Below are 17,105 nucleotides of genomic sequence, written 5' to 3' on the forward strand. Positions count from 1 at the left end.
TTGGAGGTATCGAATGGATACGCGCCACATGCGCTATTTCGTGGCGCTGGCCGAGACCCTTCATTTCGGCCAGGCGGCGGCGCGGATGAACATGAGCCAGCCGCCCTTCAGCCGCCAGATCTCGGCGATCGAGACGGCGCTCGGCGCCAAACTGTTCGATCGCAACTCCCGCAACGTGACGCTGACCTCGGCCGGAAAGCACTTCCTCAAGGACTGCCGCACGGTGCTCGCGAGCTTCGATGCCGCCTGCCGCGACGTGCAGCTGGTGGCGAGCGGCATCAAGGGCGAGTTGAAGCTCGGCTTCATGATGCATGCCGCCCACAGCATCGTTCCGGCGCTGGTGCGGCTGCACTCCGAGGCGAGGCCCGATGTCCGGCTGATCCTCGAAGAGCGTATCCCGACCGACATCGACGAGATGCTGGTCGAAGGCAGACTGGATGCCGCCGTCACCTTCGGCGCGGCTTATTCGCCGCATCTGAGAACGCAGCTCCTCTCCCGAGACAGCCTGCGCCTGATCGTCCACAAGGACCATCCCCTGGCCAAAGCCGATCTCGTAAAGCCGGAAGATCTGGAGGGCGAGCGGCTGATCGCAGCCCCCGCCTCGGTCGCGCCGACGCTGCGCTCGGCAATCGGCATCTTCTGCGCCACCGGCGGCACCGTCCCGCATTTCGCCTTCGAACCGCGGCTGCAGCACACGATCATCCGCCTCGTCGGCGAGGGTCTGGGTGTCGGGCTGATCCCGCAATCGCTCTGCACCGATCTCGGCGAGGCGATCGTCTCGCGACCGCTGCAAGACCCGCCGGAATTCGATGTGGTGCTCTGCGCCCCGATCGCCACGAAGAATCCTGCCGTGTCAGAGCTCTTCGAGATCGCGCGGTCGCATTTCCGCGTTTAGGAACGCCCAAACCGCAATCGCAGCCGCGGCAGCTTCTTCGTCAGATCGATCAGCGGCGTATCGTGCTCGATGCTGACGGCGGGTGCAAAGGCGGAGAACTTCTTCTCGAAGGCGAGATCGGCGGCATTCTTGCGCTGCTCGATATCCTGCGGCACCAGCATGCCCCGCTCGAAGAGCGAGATCGGGGCGGCGATATGCGGAAAGATCGTCTGGCTGATCTTGGCCTTGGCGCCCGGCCGGTCGGTATCGACCTGGGCGCGATAGAGCACCAGCCGCTCCTCGGTATCGACCATCAGCTTGCGCGTCAGCACGTTGCAGAGCGCGATCTGGCCGTTCAGCGCATCGACGAAGATCTGGAACATGGTGATGAAGCGTTCGCGGCGATGGCTCTCGTCGCGCATCACCTGCTCCTCGCTGGAAATCCGCTCCGCCTCGGCCTTCAGTGCTCGGCGCTCCTCTTCCAGCCGCTCCCAATCCGCCTTGCCGCCATAGACGCCGATGCGCCCCTGCGTCGTCAGCGCCTTGGCATTCAGCTCCTTCATCCGCATCCGGGCGATATCGATCGCATCCACCAGGCGGCGCCGGTGTTCGATGATGTCGACCACGCCGCTCTCGGCCGCCTTGTGGCATTCGGCGGCGAAGCCCCGATGGGCCGAAACCAGACCGGAAAGCGCATCGCTCTTGGCGAAGAGATCGAGCAGCCGCTCGACGACGGGCGCCTCGCTGACCCGCTGGCTATGTTGGCGCCACATGCGCTGACGCGAAAACCAGCCGGTCAGCCGCTCGCGCTGCGTCAGCCCACGAAAACTGTCGAGATCCTCGGAAACCTCATCGGAAAGGCGGTCGAGCTCGGCCGCGAGTTCGCCGAGCAGACCATCGAGCGCCTGCCGCTTCGCACCGGCGCTCTGGAAGCGCTGGTTCTCGGCCAGAAACTCCTCGTCGCCCGATTGCGCCTCGTTGCGGGCGAAATCGGCGATGAAGGCGGCGCAGCCGGCGGCCTCGTCGCGCAGCTCGCCGGCCAGCGCCGCGGCACTCTCCAATAGGCTATCGAATGGTGGAGCCTTGCGCACCAGTTTCTCCCGGGAATCGTTGGCCTCAAGCTAGCCGGTCGGAAGCCCGATGAAAATCCGCCCTTTTAGACGGCCTCGGCGACGAAGCGCCCATTCATCTCGTCGTCCCAGTGCCTGCGGCAGAGCGAGACATATTTCTCGTTGCCGCCGACATCGATCTGTGCGCCCTCGTGCAGCACCTTGCCCTCGGCGTCGAGCCGCACCACCATCGTCGCCTTGCGGCCGCAATGGCAGATGGTGCGCACTTCGCGCATCTCGTCGGAGATCGCCAGCAGCTCTTCCGATGCCGGAAACAGCTTGCCCTGAAAATCGGTCCTCAGGCCATAGACCATGACGGGAATGCCAAGACGATCGACGATGCGGGCCAGCTGCCAGACGTGATCGCGCGTCATGAAATGCGCCTCGTCGACGAAGATGCAGGCGATCGGCTCGCCCTCTCCGGAGAGACCCTTGACGAGACGCAGGAGGTCCGTCTCCGCCTCGAACGGGATGGCCTCGGCTTCCAGCCCGATACGCGAGCCGATGATGCCCTTGCCGGTACGCTCGTCGAAGGCGGCGATCAGCAGAACCGTCCGCATGCCGCGCTCCTGGTAATTGTAGGAGGCCTGCAGCAGCATCGTCGTCTTGCCGGCGTTCATCGTCGAGTAATTGAAGTAGAGTTTGGCCATGGTTTTCTCCGTCCTCCGCTTTTGAAAGCTCGAATCGCGAAAGAAAAGACCGCAGCGCTGATAATCACAGGAAATCGCGCGGCTGAAACGGCCGGAATCCTTGATTTCCCGGCCCTCACGGAAAATTGCGCGACGTCGCAATCGAGTATGCCAAACCGCCGCAAATGCACTGAGGTTGCTTGTAAATGTCAGCTATTGATGGTTGGCTTGGGGACGTAAGACTGGGAGTCTATATAAATGAGAACGACAAGCGCATCCAAACTGATTACAGCCACCGCCGTCGCCGCTCTTTCCGTAGCGACAGCCGCATTTGCCGCAGACCCTGACAGCTGCTCCACCGTCCGTTTTTCGGACGTAGGCTGGACGGATATTACCGCAACCACCGCAACCGCCTCCGTCGTATTGAAGGGCCTCGGCTATGAGCCGAAGACCACCGTCCTTTCGGTACCGGTCACCTACCAGTCGCTGAAGAACAAGGACATCGACGTGTTCCTTGGCAACTGGATGCCGACCCAGGAAAAGGACGTCCGTCCCTTCCTCGACGACAAGTCGGTCGAATCCTACGGTCCGAACCTGGTCGGCGCCAAGTACACGCTGGCGACCAATGCCAAGGGTGCCGAACTCGGCATCAAGGATTTCAAGGACATCGCAGCCCACAAGGATGACCTGGACGGCAAGATCTACGGCATCGAACCGGGCAATGACGGCAACCGCCTCGTCATCGACATGATCGACAAGGACACCTTCGGCATGAAGGGCATGGAAGTCGTCGAGTCTTCCGAACAGGGCATGCTGGCGCAGGTCGCCCGCGCCGAGAAGGCCGGCAAGCCGGTCGTCTTCCTCGGCTGGGAACCGCACCCGATGAACACCAACTTCAAGCTGACCTACCTGACCGGCGGCGACGACGTCTTCGGTCCGGATTTCGGCGGCGCCAAGGTGTTCACCAACGTCCGTGCAGGCTATTTCGGCGAATGCCCGAACACCGGCACCCTGATCAAGAACATGGTCTTCTCGCTCGAGATGGAAAACCAGATCATGGGCAAGATCATGAACGACGGCGAAGAACCGGAAAAGGCAGCAACGGAATGGCTGAAGGCCAACCCGTCGGCGCTCGATCCGTGGCTCGCAGGCGTCAAGACGCGTGATGGCAGCGCCGATGGCCTGCCCGCCGTCAAGAAGAGCCTCGGCCTCTGATCGGCAGATGCAGGGCGGTTCGCCGCCCTGCCCCTTTCGTATCTGATTTCTGCACCTTTTTTGGATAGGCGAGCCCTTGAACTGGATCACTGACTTTAAAATTCCGATTGGTCCCTGGGCTAAGACCGGGGTGGACTGGTTGACCACGAATGGCGAGTGGTTTTTCAACCAGCTCTCCTTCATCCTCTCCAATGTGATCGACGGCCTGCTTTTCCTGTTGCAGCAGCCGACGTCATTGGCGCTGCTGGTGGTCATCACGGCAATCGCGCACCATTTCAGCCGTTCGAAGATCGTTGCGGCAGGCGCCTTCGCGGTCGTCCTGATCATCATCACGCTCGGCTACGCAAACCCGCTCTTTGCGCTTGTCGATCAGGCCATGGCCGCCATCAACACGCCGACCGGCGTCATTCTGGTGGTCCTGATAACGATCCTGTCCTGGTGGCTGCGCCGGTCGGTCGGCATCACGCTGTTCACGTTCCTCGGCCTGCTTCTGATCATGAACCAGGACTATTGGAAGGAAACGACGCAGACGCTGGCCCTGGTCCTCGCCTCCACCTTCGTCAGCATGATCGTCGGCATTCCGCTCGGCATTGCCGGCGCCCGCCGTCCATGGGTCTATTCGATCATGAGGCCGATCCTCGACCTGATGCAGACGATCCCGACCTTCGTCTACCTGATCCCGGCGCTCATCCTTTTCGGCCTCGGCATGGTCCCGGGCCTGATCGCCACGGTGATCTTCGCCATTCCCGCGCCGATCCGCCTCACCCGCCTCGGCATCATTTCCACGCCGCCCTCGCTGGTCGAAGCCGCCGAATCCTTCGGCGCGACGCCGATGCAGGTGCTGCGCAAGGTGGAGCTTCCCTTCGCCACGCCGCAGATCATGGCCGGTCTCACGCAGACCATCATGCTGTCGCTGTCGATGGTGGTCATCGCCGCCCTCGTCGGCGCCGATGGCCTCGGCGTACCGGTCGTGCGCGCGCTGAACACCGTCAACGTTGCCAAGGGCTTCGAAGCCGGTCTCTGCATCGTCATCCTGGCGATCATCCTCGATCGCATGTTCCGCACAGCAGGTGAAGGAGACGGCGCATGACCGCTGTTCGTTTCGACAATGTCAGCATCATCTTCGGCGACAAGCCGGAAACCGCGCTGCAGATGGTCGATCAGGGCAAGACCCGCGACGAGATCGGCGCCGCCACCGGCCTCGTGCTCGGCGTCGCCGATGCCTCGCTCGAGATCCAGGAAGGCGAAATCCTCGTCCTGATGGGCCTTTCCGGCTCCGGCAAGTCCACCCTGCTGCGCGCCGTCAACGGACTGGCGCCCGTCGTGCGCGGCTCCGTGGCGGTCTCTTCTGCCTCTGGTCCTGTCGATCCCTATAAATGCAGCGCCAAGGCGCTGCGCGACCTGCGCATGCACACCGTCTCGATGGTGTTCCAGCAGTTCGCGCTGCTGCCCTGGCGCACCGTCGCCGACAATGTCGGCTTCGGCCTTGAACTCGCCGGCATGCCGGATGCGGAGCGCAAGCAACGCGTCGATGAGCAGCTCGAACTCGTCAACCTGACGAAATGGGCCAACCGCAAGGTCAACGAACTCTCGGGCGGCATGCAGCAGCGTGTCGGCCTCGCCCGCGCCTTTGCCACCGGCGCGCCGATCCTTCTGATGGACGAGCCGTTCTCCGCGCTCGATCCGCTGATCCGCACCCGCCTGCAGGACGAACTGCTGGAGTTCCAGCGCCGCCTGAAGAAGACCATCCTCTTCGTCAGCCACGATCTCGACGAGGCCTTCCGCATCGGCAATCGCATCGCCATCATGGAAGGCGGCCGCATCATCCAGTGCGGCACCCCGCAGGAGATCGTCAAGAACCCGGCCGACCAGTATGTCGCGGACTTCGTGCAGAACATGAACCCGATCAACATGCTGACGGCGCAGGACGTCATGCAGCCGGGTCTTGGCCAGTCTGCCGTGGGTGCCACCGTCACCGCGACGGCCAAGCCCGCAACGCCGCTCGTCGATATCCTCGATGCCTTATCCCGTCAGCCGGGCAGCATCGGCGTCGTCGACAACGGCACGATCGTCGGCACGATTTCGGCGCAGGATATCGTCAGCGGCCTCACCCGCCACCGGCGCAAAGAACAGGCTTGATCCTTCCGTCCGCTTCCGCCAGAAAAGTGGACATGAAAGATCAAGCTTCCGTATTGCGGGAAACCGACGGGCAGGCTCGCACGCTTGCCCGTACGCTTCTGCGCTCCGCCCGCTATGCCGGCCTCGCCGTTCTCGATCCGGCGACCGGCTTTCCCTTTGCCAGCCGCGTGCTGCTCGGCACTGATATCGACGGTACGCCCGTCATTCTCGTCTCGGCGCTCTCCACCCATACCAAGGCGCTTGAAAGCGATCCGCGCGCCTCGCTGCTGACGGGCGAGCCCGGCAAGGGCGATCCTCTCGCCTACCCGCGCCTGACAACACAATGCCTCGCCGAGCCGGTGGAGCGAAGCAGCCCGCTTCACGAGCGCATCAGGACGCGATTCCTGAACCGCCATGCGAAGGCCAAGCTCTATATCGACTTCCCTGACTTCCGGTTTTTCCGGCTGCAACCGCAGTCTGCAAGCCTCAATGGAGGCTTCGGCCGGGCCTATATCCTGGAGGGCTCGGACCTCACGATTCTCTCCCCTGCCATCGAGGCGGTAGCGGCAGAGGCCGATGCCATAGTGCGAGATTTAGTAGACAACCACCCTGAGGTGATTAGGGCACTTGAAACCCGTTTCAAGGGGGCAATTGACGGGACTTTGAGGGTTTGTGGCGTCGATAGTGCTGGTTTTGACGTGATTTCGGGCGATAACTTGTCACGTTGTGAATTCGCAGAGCCTGTCACAAATCCCGGGGAAATTATTCCACACATATCTAAAATAGCATACTCGATACCCGAAATTTAGGTATATACAATCTTCATGCCCAATTGCTACTTTTCGGGCGTCCGCCAAACCCCGTCTAACGCCCCGCGCCTATACGGAAAAATTCGCATTAGGAAGATTGGAATAATGGAAACTACTGACTTGTCAGATCATGCTAATGTGGCGGCCGCGCTTCTGTCAGCAATGGCAAACCCCAAGCGACTGCTCATCCTCGTGAGCCTCGTAAAGGGCGAAGTTCCTGTCGGCGTTCTCGCAACACAGGTTGGCCTCAGCCAGTCCGCCCTGTCGCAGCATCTCTCCAAGCTTCGTGCCCAGAAGCTGGTAAAGACCCGCCGCGACGCGCAGACCATCTATTACTCGAGCAATTCCGAGCCGGTCATGAAGATCCTCGCAACGCTCGAAGACATCTACGCTGTCCAGAACCGGAGCCGTTCCGCGGCTTGACGATCACGCCGACATAACGTTGGCCAAAAACCGGTCCGCCGATGGAATAAATCCGGAATGGACCGGGCGCAGTATTTCAGCACGTCAACCCTACTCCTTTGACCGGCAGATTTCCCAATCTGCCGGTTTTTTCGTTCCTGATGATACCGTCCTGGCGGTATTTCCCTCGGCCGCCGAAGCGCGTAGCAATGAGCGGTAAACTCTGGTCGCAGACGCTTTCGGTGGCTTGACGCCCCGATGCGCGCTGATAGTTTGACCGAACGGTAAAAATACGGGCTCAAGCCCGGGGAACGGGCCTCGCGGCCAGGAGAACAGCATGTCCAATCGCCTTAATACCCCGAACGACCTTCGCGCCTTCTGGATGCCGTTTACGGCAAACCGCCAGTTCAAGAAGGAGCCGCGCATGTTCGTCGGCGCCAAGGACATGTATTACACCACCCATGACGGCCGCCAGGTGCTCGATGGCACCGCGGGTCTCTGGTGCGTCAATGCCGGCCACTGCCGCCCGAAGATCACCGAAGCGATCCGCGAGCAGGCAGGCGAACTCGACTACGCCCCCGCCTTCCAGCTCGGCCACCCCAAGGCCTTCGAACTGGCCAACCGCCTGGTCGATATCGCGCCTGAGGGCATGAACCACGTTCTCTACACCAATTCGGGTTCTGAATCGGTCGAGACCGCCCTCAAGGTGGCGCTTGCCTATCACCGCGTGAAGGGCAACGGTTCGCGCTTCCGCCTGATCGGCCGCGAGCGCGGCTATCACGGCGTCAATTTCGGCGGCATCTCCGTCGGCGGCATCGTCTCCAACCGCAAGATGTTCGGCACGCTGCTCACCGGCGTCGACCACATGCCGCACACCCATCAGCCCGGCAAGAACAACTTCACACGTGGCGAGCCCGAGCATGGCGGCGATATCGCCAGCGAACTGGAACGCATCGTCACCCTGCACGATGCCTCGACGATCGCTGCCGTCATCGTCGAGCCGGTCGCCGGCTCCACCGGCGTTCTCATCCCGCCGAAGGGCTACCTGCAGAAGCTGCGCGAGATCTGCACCAAGCACGGCATCCTGTTGATCTTCGACGAAGTCATCACTGGCTTCGGCCGCCTCGGTGCCCCGTTCGCCGCCCAGTATTACGACGTCAAGCCTGACATGATCACCACCGCCAAGGGCCTGACCAACGGCGTCATCCCGATGGGCGCGGTGTTCGTCACCTCGGAAATTCATGATGCCTTCATGAACGGCCCCGAGCACATGATCGAGTTCTTCCACGGCTACACCTATTCGGGCAACCCGATCGCCTCCGCCGCCGCACTCGCGACGCTCGATACCTACAAGGAAGAAGGCCTGCTGACCCGCGCTGCCGAGCTTTCCGACTACTGGGCGGATGCGCTGCATTCGCTGAAGGACTGCCCGAATGTCATCGACATCAGAAACACCGGCCTGATCGGCGCCATCGAGCTCGACCCGATCGCCGGCGAGCCCACCAAGCGCGCCTTCACCGCCTTCCTGAAGGCTTACGAGAAGGGCCTGCTGATCCGCACCACCGGCGATATCATCGCGCTGTCGCCGCCGCTGATTATCGAGAAGCACCATATCGACGAGCTGTTCGGCAAGCTGCGCGAAATCCTGCAGAACAACATCTGATCGTCACCAGACAAACGAAAAGGCCCGCCGGAGCTGATCTCCGGCGGGCCTTTTTCGTTTCTCGGTCTCAGGCTTTTGGCGCCGAGGACACCGACAGGCAGAGCGCGAAGCGCTTCAGCAGCTTCGTGTCGAAATGGCCCTCGCGGCCGAGCATCCATTTCAGCGCCTCGGCAGGCGACCAGGGCTGCTTGTAAGGCCGGATCGAGGTGATCGCGTCATAGACGTCGCAGATCGCCGCCAGCCGCGCATAGATGCTGAGCTTCGATCCCGGCAGCATGTTCGGATATCCGCGGCCGTCGATCCGCTCATGGTGGTTCAGGCAGACGTCGAGGACGATCTCTGGCATCCCCGCCTGCCGCTGCAGGATGGCGTGGCCGAGCTCGGGATGGCTGCGGATCAGCTTCATCTCCTCGTCGTCGAGCTTGCCTTCCTTGGAAAGGATCTCCTGCGGAATCTCAAGCTTGCCGACATCGTGCAGTAGCCCGCCGATGCCGAGAACACGCACCGTCTCCTCGTCGAAATCGAGATAGCGGGCAAAATGGATCATCAGAGCGCTGACGGACAGCGAGTGCAGGAAGGTCGTCTCGTCCTTCGACTTCAGCCGGGTGACGCTGAGGAAGATCGCCGGATTGTCGTCGAGCGACGTTGAAAGCCCGGAGATGACAGGCGCGATATCGTCGAGCGCGACGCCCGCCCCGCCCTGCACCCTGCTGAACACATCCTCCAGCTGCTCGGCGGATTTCTGGATGGTTTCGCGGGCGGCCTTGGTCTGCGCCTCGACGGCGCGCGGGTCCTCGGATGCATAGGCGGGCACGTTGGAGCGCAAGCCGTTGGTATCTACACCCTTGGCTGTATTGATGACCACGCCGGCAGCGCCGCTGCCGCGCAACCGCTGGGCATCGGATTCGCGTCTGACGAGAAACCGGTGGCGCCCGAGCAACGGGTCGTTCCAGCTCCCTTCGACAGCCTCGATAAACATCCCAGGCCTGACCTGGTTCGCTTCAATGCGCTTTAGCATTCAGACGCTTATTCCCAACGCACGGTTACACTTGCCGGCCGGAGTTTATTCTTGAGACACACTCGCGATCGGCCACCCCTCTACAACCTTCATAGCATGCAAATGTTAATCGGTTCTATTTTACGAATATTCTCAGACACAAAGATTCAGTAGTTATTCTTTGTATAGTCCAAGCATTATTTGCAACTCTCGGATTAAACCGTTGCGACTACATAGCCAAAGGTAGATGCCGGCTAGCGATGAGAAAAATTCGGTGATTTTTTAAGAAAATGGCGCCGAAGGCGGTCCCCACAGCGCAATCCAGAACAATTTTGCCTGTGGTTTTGTTATTTCCTTGCGAAATCAAGCGAGAATTCCTAGAAAATCGCCGTGCGCCTGCTGAAGTCAAAGATGACCGGACGGGCGCATTGACCGCACCGAAGCCGCCGTCTTGGCGCAACTCAAAAGGGTTGTTGTACGCACCGGTTTCGATGTCGCGGCAGTCACGCGGGCCGAAAGCCCAACCCAAGGAGAACGAAAAATGAGTCTGAAGACTTTGACTGGCGCGATGCTCGCATCGCTGGCTTTTGCACCGCTTGCCCATGCCGATATCACCATCGGCCTCATCGCCCCGCTGACCGGCCCGGTTGCCGCTTACGGCGATCAGGTGAAGAACGGCGCGCAGACCGCCGTTGACGAAATCAACAAGAACGGCGGCATCCTCGGCGAGAAGGTCATCCTGAAGACCGCTGACGACGCCGGCGAACCGAAGCAGGGCGTTTCCGCCGCCAACCAGTTGGTCGGCGAAGGCATCAAGTACGTCGTCGGCCCGGTTACCTCGGGCGTTGCCATCCCGGCTTCCGACGTGCTCGCAGAAAACGGCGTGCTGATGGTCACCCCGACGGCAACGTCGCCGGACCTCACCAAGCGCGGCCTCACCAACGTCTTGCGCACCTGCGGCCGTGACGACCAGCAGGCTGCCGTTGCTGCCGAATACGCCCTGAAGCATTTCAAGGACAAGCGTATCGCCATCATCAACGACAAGGGCGCCTACGGTAAGGGCCTCGCCGACAACTTCAAGGCAACGTTGAATGCCGGCGGCGTCAAGGAAGTCATCGACGACGCCGTCACCCCCGGCGACAAGGACTTCTCGGCGCTCACCACCCGCCTTAAGGCCGAAAAGGTCGACGTCGTCTATTTCGGCGGCTACCACCCGGAGGGCGGCCTGCTCGCCCGCCAGCTCGCCGACCTCTCGGTCAAGGCGACGATCATCGGCGGTGACGGCCTGTCGAACAGCGAATTCTGGAACATCGGTACGGAAGCCGCTGCAGGCACGATCTTCACCAACGCCTCCGACGCGACGAAGAGCCCGGATTCCAAGGCAGCAGCCGCAGCGCTGGCCGCCAAGAACATCCCGGCCGAAGCCTTCACGCTGAACGCCTACGCCGCTGTCGAAGTCATCAAGGCCGGCATCGAAAAGGCCAAGAGCGCCGAAGACGCGGAAGCCGTCGCAACCGCCCTCAAGGGCGGCGAAGCCATCCCGACCGCCATCGGCAAGCTGACCTACGGCGAAACCGGCGACCTCTCCTCGAAGAGCTTCGAGCTCTACAAGTGGGAAGCCGGCAAGGCCGTTCCGGTCGAATAAGCTTTCGCAAGCAAGAGACTGAAGGATTGGGCGCCGCAAGGCGCCCTTTCTGTTTGCAGCCAGGAGCAATCGGCATTCGGTTCTGGCTGAGCCGGTCCTAGTCGATATGCACGGCAAGCGTCCGCTTCAGTGTTTTGAGAACGACGCTCGTCGTGAACTTGCGGATGTTGCGGTTGAGCTCCATCATCCGGTCGGCCAGCACATCGAAATGCTCTACGGACTGCGCCAGGATCACCAGCGTATAGTCGCCCCGCCCCGACGTGCACCACGCCTCCTGCACTTCCGGCGTCTCGGCGATCCAGCGCATGAACGGCTGCAGCAGTTCCGGCCGGTCGCGCTCCAGCTCCACCTCCACCAGCATCGACACCGCCGAGCCGATCGCTTTGGGATCGACGACGGAGACGTCGCGGAGGATCACCTTGTCATCCCGGAGTTTCTGCAGCCGCCGCTGCGTCGAGGATTGCGAAAGCCCGACGCGCTCGGACAGCGCCGCCAGTGTGATCGTCGCATCCTGCTGCATCAGCTTGAGGATCTCGCGATCCGCCTTGGTCAGCGCCATGATAGAAATTCCCGCAGAATCTCGAAAATCAGGAAATATTCCCGATTAGTGAAGAGAATACGGGATTATCCGCAAGTTTTCACTGGCATCCTTATCGCATGACGAACAGCCAGCAAAACCCCTCCGCCGATGGTATTCTCGCCGCATCCAAGGCGATCGATCCCGTTTTCCTCAACAGTCCGCTGATCGAGCAGCAAAGCGCCAACGCCGCCCTCGGCCTCCGGCTCTTCGCCAAGATCGAGACGCTCAATCCGATCCGCTCCTTCAAGGGCCGCGGCACCAGCTGGTGGCTGCACAACGAGCCGCCGGGCGACACCCCGATCGTCTCCGCCTCGGCCGGAAATTTCGGCCAGGGCCTCGCCTATGCCGGGCGGGCGCGGGGCCGCCGCGTCGTCATCTTCTCCGCCACGACCGCCAATCCCGGCAAGGTCGACGCGATGCGAAAGCTCGGCGCCGAAGTGCGGCTGGAGGGAGCGGATTTCGACGCCGCCAAGGCAGCCGCCCGCCGTTACGCTGAGGAGCATGACTGCCCCTTCGTCGAGGACGGCGCGTTGCGGACCATCGCCGAGGGCGCCGGCACCATCGCGCTGGAGATCACCGAACAGCTCGCCCGAAGCGCAGTCCGCCTCGATGCCATCGTGGTGCCGCTCGGCAACGGCGCGCTCCTGACGGGCGTCGGCACCTGGATCAGGGCGCATGCGCCGGATTGCAAGGTCATAGGCATCGTCGCCTCGAATGCTCCGGCGATGAAACGCTCCTGGGAAACCGGCAGTCCCGTCTCGACTGAGACGGCAGCGACCGCCGCCGACGGCATCGCCGTGCGCGAATGCGTGCCCTATGCGCTCGACTGCATGAAGGCAACCGTCGACGATGTCTGGGAGGTCAGCGAAGCCGATATCACCTCGGCACGTGGCTTCTGCCGCCTGCACTACGGCCTCGTCGTCGAGGAGGCCGGCGCCGCCGGTCTCGCCGGCCTCATCCGGCATGGCAAGGCGCTGGAAGGCGTCACCGTCGCCACCATTCTCTGCGGCGCCAATGTCAGGGCCGACATCGCGTGAACGCCTCTCCCCGTCGCGCCGGAGAACGTTTAGGCTAGGCAACCGATTCAGTACGAGGAAGCCGCCATGACCAAACGTCTCGAAACGATGATCGACCAGGGCACCGGCCGCATCCCGGCGGACATCGTCTTGAAGGGCGGCCGCTTCTTCGATCTCGTCACCGGCGAACTCGTCTCCTCCGACGTCGCCATCTCCGGTGACCGGATCGTCGGCACCTGCGCCGATTATCAGGGCGTCGAGGAGATCGACATCTCCGGCAAGATCGTCGTCCCCGGCTTCATCGACACGCATCTGCACATCGAATCCTCGCTCGTCACCCCGCATGAATTCGACCGCTGCGTCCTGCCCTATGGCGTAACGACGGTGATCTGCGATCCGCACGAGATCGCCAATGTGATCGGCGAGGACGGCATCCGCTTCTTCCTGGATTCCGCGCTCGAGACGATCATGGACATCCGCGTCCAGCTCTCCTCCTGCGTGCCCGCGACCCATCTGGAAACCGCCGGCGCCGATCTGCCGATCGAGAAGCTCCTGCCCTTCCGCGACCACCCCAAGGTCATCGGCCTTGCCGAATTCATGAATTTCCCAGGCGTCATCCACAAGGACCCGGTCTGCCTCGCCAAGCTCGAAGCGTTCCAGGGCGGCCATATCGATGGCCACGCGCCGCTGCTGAGCGGCACCAATCTCAACGGCTATCTCTCAGCCGGCATCCGCACCGAGCATGAATGCACCACCGCCACGGAAGCGCTCGAAAAGATCCGCAAGGGCATGCATATCCTGGTGCGCGAAGGCTCGGTTTCGAAGGATCTCCACGCCCTGCTGCCAATCATTACCGAGCGTCTCTCGCCCTATCTGGCGCTCTGCACCGACGACCGCAATCCGCTCGATATCGCCGAACAGGGCCATCTCGACTACATGATCCGCACGGCGATCGCCAACGGCGTCGAGCCCCTCGCCGTCTACCGCGCAGCCTCGATCTCCGCCGCCCGCGCCTTCGGTCTGCGAGACCGCGGCCTCGTGGCGCCCGGCTGGCGCGCCGATCTCGCGGTCGTCGACAGCCTCGAAAACTGCAAGGCCGACATGGTCTTCGCCGCCGGCCGGCGCGTCACCGACGCGCTGTTTGCCACCCGCAAGCCGGTCGCCCCCGTCGGTCTCGACAGCGTCAAGGCCCGTCCCGTTCAGGCCATGCATTTCGGCGTCCCGGTTGCCGAGGGCGAAACGCCCGTCATCGGCGTCATGCCCGGCAAGATCATCACCGAGCACCGCCGCTACCGCCTTCCCGTCAAGGGCAACCAGACCGACCTCGATCTCGCAAACGACATCATCAAGGTCGCCGTCATCGAGCGCCATGGCAAGAACGGCAACCACGCCAACGGCTTCGTCCAGGGTTTCGGGCTGAAGAAAGGCGCGATCGCCTCCACCGTCGGCCATGACAGCCACAATATCTGCGTCGTCGGAGTCAACGAGGACGACATGGCGCTTGCGGCCAACCGCCTCGGCGAAATCAAGGGCGGCTTCGTCGTCGTCGAGGACGGTAAGGTCACCGGCGAAATCCCACTCCCCGTCGCCGGCCTGATGAGCCTCGAACCCTATGAGAGCGTCCGTGACACGCTGCATCACTTGAGAAAAGCGGCCTATGCCCTTGGAACGACTCTCGAAGAACCCTTCCTCCAGGTCGCCTTCCTGCCGCTCCCAGTGATCCCGCACCTGAAGATTTCGGATAAGGGCATGGTGGATGTCGATCGCTTCATGTTGATTGGGTGAGCGATGCCTGTCGTCTTCAGATCCGGAAGCTTGAAGTTTTTCTTCTATTCAAACGAAGGCAATCCACGCGAGCAGCTCCACATTCATGTCCGCGGGCCGGATGGCGAAGCGAAAGTATGGCTTTCGCCGGCAATCGGGATTGCCGACAGCAAAGGCTTCAATCCTAGGGAGCTAGCTGATATCATTCGAGAAGTGGCGAAGAATAAACCAGCCATCGAGAGAGCCTGGCATGAGCATTTCAGCAACTGACGTCAGCTTCGATGAAAGCACCATGTGGGTCGCGCTCGACGACGGCCGCACGCTCGGCGTGCCGCTCGCCTGGTTTCCGCGCCTGCTCTCGGCAACTGCCGCACAGCGCGCCGCGGTCGAGATCAGCCCGATGGGCCTCCATTGGGATGAACTCGACGAGGACATTTCGATCGAAGGGCTGATCGCCGGCCGCGGGGACCAGACGATCAAACGCCCGTCCGCCGCCTGATCAGCCAAGCGCTCCGCAATAGCCGGTGAGCGGCGCAAGCCTGATCGCCCCACCCGATACCTCACCCTTCAGCCCCGGCACAGCGGCCGCACCGGCGACCTTCACACCCGTCGGCAGTTTGAACTCCGCCGTCTCGCGCGTCAGGTTAAAGACGAAGAGCAGTTTCTCCTCGCCCTTTTGGCGGGTGAAGGCCAGGAGGTCCTGGTTGGTGCCGATGAAGTCCATATCGCCGTCGATCAGGGCGGGATGCTGTTTGCGGAATTCGAGCGTCTGGCGGTAGTGCGTCAGAACCGAGTTGCCGTCCGTCTGCTGCGCATCGACCGATAGCGCCGCCTGCTCATAGGGCACCGGCAGCCAGCTTTTCTCCGCCGAGGTGAAGCCGGCATGCGCCTTGGCGGCTTCCCAGGGCATCGGCGTGCGGCATCCGTCGCGGCCCTTGAAGGCTGGCCAGAAGCGGATGCCGTAGGGGTCGCGCAGGTCCTCGAAGGCGAGTTCCGCCTCGGGAAGGCCGAGTTCCTCGCCCTGGTAGAGGCAGATCGAGCCGCGCAGCGCCGCCAGAACGGAGATCGCCAGCTTGGCGATGACGGGACGCTCGGCCTCGGTCTTGGCGAAGCGGCTGACATGGCGGTTGACGTCGTGGTTGGAGAAGGCCCAGCAGACCCAGCCGTCCTTCACCATCCGCTGGAAGGTATCGACGCAATTGCGGATATGGGTGGCGGTAAAATCCGGCCCAAGCAGGTCGAACGTGTAGCACATGTGCAGCTTGTCGCCGCCGCTGACATAGGCCGCCACCGTCTTCAGCGAACGGGCGCCATCGCCCACTTCGCCGACCGTCGTGCGGTCCTCATACTGGTCGAGCAGCGCCCGGAAGCGCTTCAGGAAGTCGATATTCTCCGGCTGCGTCTTGTCGTAGAGGTGATTCTGCATGCCGTAGGGATTGCTGTCGGGCGCATCGAGCCCGGCGTCGCTCTCGTCAGGTTCGTGCGCAGGGTTGTCGCGCAGCAGCTTGTCGCAGAAGTAATAGTTGACCGTATCGAGGCGGAAGCCGTCGACGCCACGGTCGAGCCAGAATTTCACCGTCTTCAGCACCGCGTCCTGAACCTCCTTGTTATGGAAGTTGAGGTCGGGCTGCGAAGTCAGGAAGTTGTGCTGGTAGTACTGGCGGCGCACGCCGTCCCATTCCCAGCCCGGTCCGCCGAAGATCGACAGCCAGTTGTTCGGCGCCGTGCCGTCGCGCTTCGGATCGGCCCAGACATACCAGTCGGATTTCGGATTGTTCCGGCTCGCCCGGCTCTCGATGAACCAGGGGTGCTGGTCGGATGTATGCGAGATCACCTGGTCGATGATGATCTTCAGGCTCAGCGCATGCGCCGCCCTCATCATCTCGTCGAAATCCTCGAGCGTCCCGAAGATCGGATCGACATCGCAATAATCTGAGACGTCGTAGCCCATGTCGGCCATCGGCGACTTGAAGAAGGGCGACAGCCAGATCGCGTCGACGCCGAGGCTGGCAATATGCGGCAGGCGGCGGGTTATCCCCTTGAGGTCACCGAGACCATCGCCATTCGTATCCTGAAAAGAGCGTGGATAGACCTGATAGATTACCGCGCCCCGCCACCAGTCCGCCGTCTTGCCTGCCATGAATGCCTTCTCCGAATAGTCCGATTGCAGACAGACTAAAGCCGTGAAAACAAAAAACAACTGCGTTAACAGCCTATTCTGGGGTAGACGCGGAAAGGCAAATTCGCGCCGCATATAGGCTTGTCCACACCCTTAGCGACCCCT

17 protein-coding genes are annotated in these 17,105 nt (G+C 62.1%); 12 read left to right on the forward strand and 5 right to left on the reverse strand.

All coding sequences use genetic code 11. The features are described from left to right. The first annotated feature begins 13 nt into the window (after window positions 1-13). Complete coding sequence (locus tag ACODR6_RS15965) at window positions 14-895, forward strand: LysR family transcriptional regulator (RefSeq protein ID WP_489022934.1); 882 nt, start codon at window positions 14-16, stop codon at window positions 893-895. Here ACODR6_RS15965 and ACODR6_RS15970 read toward each other — a convergent pair. After that, the gene (locus ACODR6_RS15970) at window positions 892-1,965 is read right to left on the reverse strand and encodes a hypothetical protein (RefSeq protein ID WP_489022936.1); all 1,074 of its coding nucleotides are present in this window, start codon (window positions 1,963-1,965) and stop codon (window positions 892-894) included. The genes ACODR6_RS15965 and ACODR6_RS15970 overlap by 4 nt on opposite strands. Before the next feature lie 65 nt (window positions 1,966-2,030). After that, window positions 2,031-2,633 (reverse strand): thymidine kinase, encoded by a 603-nt coding sequence (locus tag ACODR6_RS15975; RefSeq protein ID WP_413709950.1) that lies wholly within the window; start codon window positions 2,631-2,633, stop codon window positions 2,031-2,033. A gap of 237 nt (window positions 2,634-2,870) precedes the next feature. Here ACODR6_RS15975 and ACODR6_RS15980 point away from each other — a divergent pair, with 237 nt between their 5' ends. From ACODR6_RS15980 to aptA, 6 genes are all read left to right on the forward strand, one after another. Then, window positions 2,871-3,827, forward strand: coding sequence for a choline ABC transporter substrate-binding protein (locus tag ACODR6_RS15980; RefSeq protein ID WP_112719402.1), 957 nt, complete (start codon window positions 2,871-2,873; stop codon window positions 3,825-3,827). Between the two features lie 76 nt (window positions 3,828-3,903). Beyond that, a complete protein-coding gene (gene choW / locus ACODR6_RS15985) occupies window positions 3,904-4,917 on the forward strand; it encodes a choline ABC transporter permease subunit (RefSeq protein WP_489022938.1) in 1,014 nt (337 codons plus the stop codon). Further along, a complete protein-coding gene (gene choV / locus ACODR6_RS15990) occupies window positions 4,914-5,966 on the forward strand; it encodes a choline ABC transporter ATP-binding protein (protein WP_489022940.1) in 1,053 nt (350 codons plus the stop codon). Before choW ends, choV begins: the two co-directional genes overlap by 4 nt. Window positions 5,967-5,998: 32 nt before the next feature. Further along, window positions 5,999-6,754, forward strand: a complete 756-nt coding sequence (locus ACODR6_RS15995) for a HugZ family pyridoxamine 5'-phosphate oxidase (protein WP_489022942.1) — start codon at window positions 5,999-6,001, stop codon at window positions 6,752-6,754. 105 nt (window positions 6,755-6,859) lie between these two features. Continuing rightward, complete coding sequence (locus ACODR6_RS16000) at window positions 6,860-7,177, forward strand: ArsR/SmtB family transcription factor (protein WP_112719406.1); 318 nt, start codon at window positions 6,860-6,862, stop codon at window positions 7,175-7,177. 316 nt (window positions 7,178-7,493) lie between these two features. Then, window positions 7,494-8,819 (forward strand): omega-aminotransferase AptA, encoded by a 1,326-nt coding sequence (aptA, locus tag ACODR6_RS16005; RefSeq protein WP_112719407.1) that lies wholly within the window; start codon window positions 7,494-7,496, stop codon window positions 8,817-8,819. Window positions 8,820-8,886: 67 nt separating this feature from the next. Here the strand turns inward: aptA and ACODR6_RS16010 are convergent, their stop codons facing one another. Next, entirely contained in the window at window positions 8,887-9,837 is a 951-nt protein-coding gene (locus ACODR6_RS16010) for an HD-GYP domain-containing protein (protein ID WP_199627239.1), read from the reverse strand. A gap of 520 nt (window positions 9,838-10,357) precedes the next feature. Here ACODR6_RS16010 and ACODR6_RS16015 point away from each other — a divergent pair. Next, window positions 10,358-11,461: a branched-chain amino acid ABC transporter substrate-binding protein gene (locus tag ACODR6_RS16015; RefSeq protein ID WP_112719409.1), complete on the forward strand. Its 1,104-nt coding sequence runs from the start codon at window positions 10,358-10,360 to the stop codon at window positions 11,459-11,461. Between the two features lie 97 nt (window positions 11,462-11,558). Here the strand turns inward: ACODR6_RS16015 and ACODR6_RS16020 are convergent, their stop codons facing one another. Beyond that, window positions 11,559-12,020, reverse strand: a complete 462-nt coding sequence (locus ACODR6_RS16020) for an Lrp/AsnC family transcriptional regulator (protein WP_130277778.1) — start codon at window positions 12,018-12,020, stop codon at window positions 11,559-11,561. A gap of 98 nt (window positions 12,021-12,118) precedes the next feature. On the opposite strand from ACODR6_RS16020, the gene ACODR6_RS16025 reads away from it, so the two are divergent. From ACODR6_RS16025 to ACODR6_RS16040, 4 genes are all read left to right on the forward strand, one after another. Beyond that, window positions 12,119-13,078 (forward strand): threonine ammonia-lyase, encoded by a 960-nt coding sequence (locus ACODR6_RS16025; protein WP_489022945.1) that lies wholly within the window; start codon window positions 12,119-12,121, stop codon window positions 13,076-13,078. Between the two features lie 66 nt (window positions 13,079-13,144). Beyond that, on the forward strand, window positions 13,145-14,842 hold the full coding sequence (ade, locus tag ACODR6_RS16030) for an adenine deaminase (RefSeq protein ID WP_489022947.1): 1,698 nt from the start codon (window positions 13,145-13,147) through the stop codon (window positions 14,840-14,842). Window positions 14,843-14,845: 3 nt separating this feature from the next. Beyond that, a complete protein-coding gene (locus tag ACODR6_RS16035) occupies window positions 14,846-15,091 on the forward strand; it encodes a DUF4160 domain-containing protein (protein WP_489022949.1) in 246 nt (81 codons plus the stop codon). Next, a complete protein-coding gene (locus tag ACODR6_RS16040; protein WP_489022950.1) occupies window positions 15,072-15,320 on the forward strand; it encodes a DUF2442 domain-containing protein in 249 nt (82 codons plus the stop codon). The genes ACODR6_RS16035 and ACODR6_RS16040 overlap by 20 nt, the downstream gene beginning before the upstream one ends. Here the strand turns inward: ACODR6_RS16040 and bglA are convergent, their stop codons facing one another. Next, window positions 15,321-16,961 (reverse strand): beta-galactosidase BglA, encoded by a 1,641-nt coding sequence (gene bglA / locus ACODR6_RS16045; RefSeq protein ID WP_489022952.1) that lies wholly within the window; start codon window positions 16,959-16,961, stop codon window positions 15,321-15,323. Between the last annotated feature and the right edge of the window lie 144 nt (window positions 16,962-17,105).

This window comes from Rhizobium sp. FG96, from assembly GCF_057808655.1.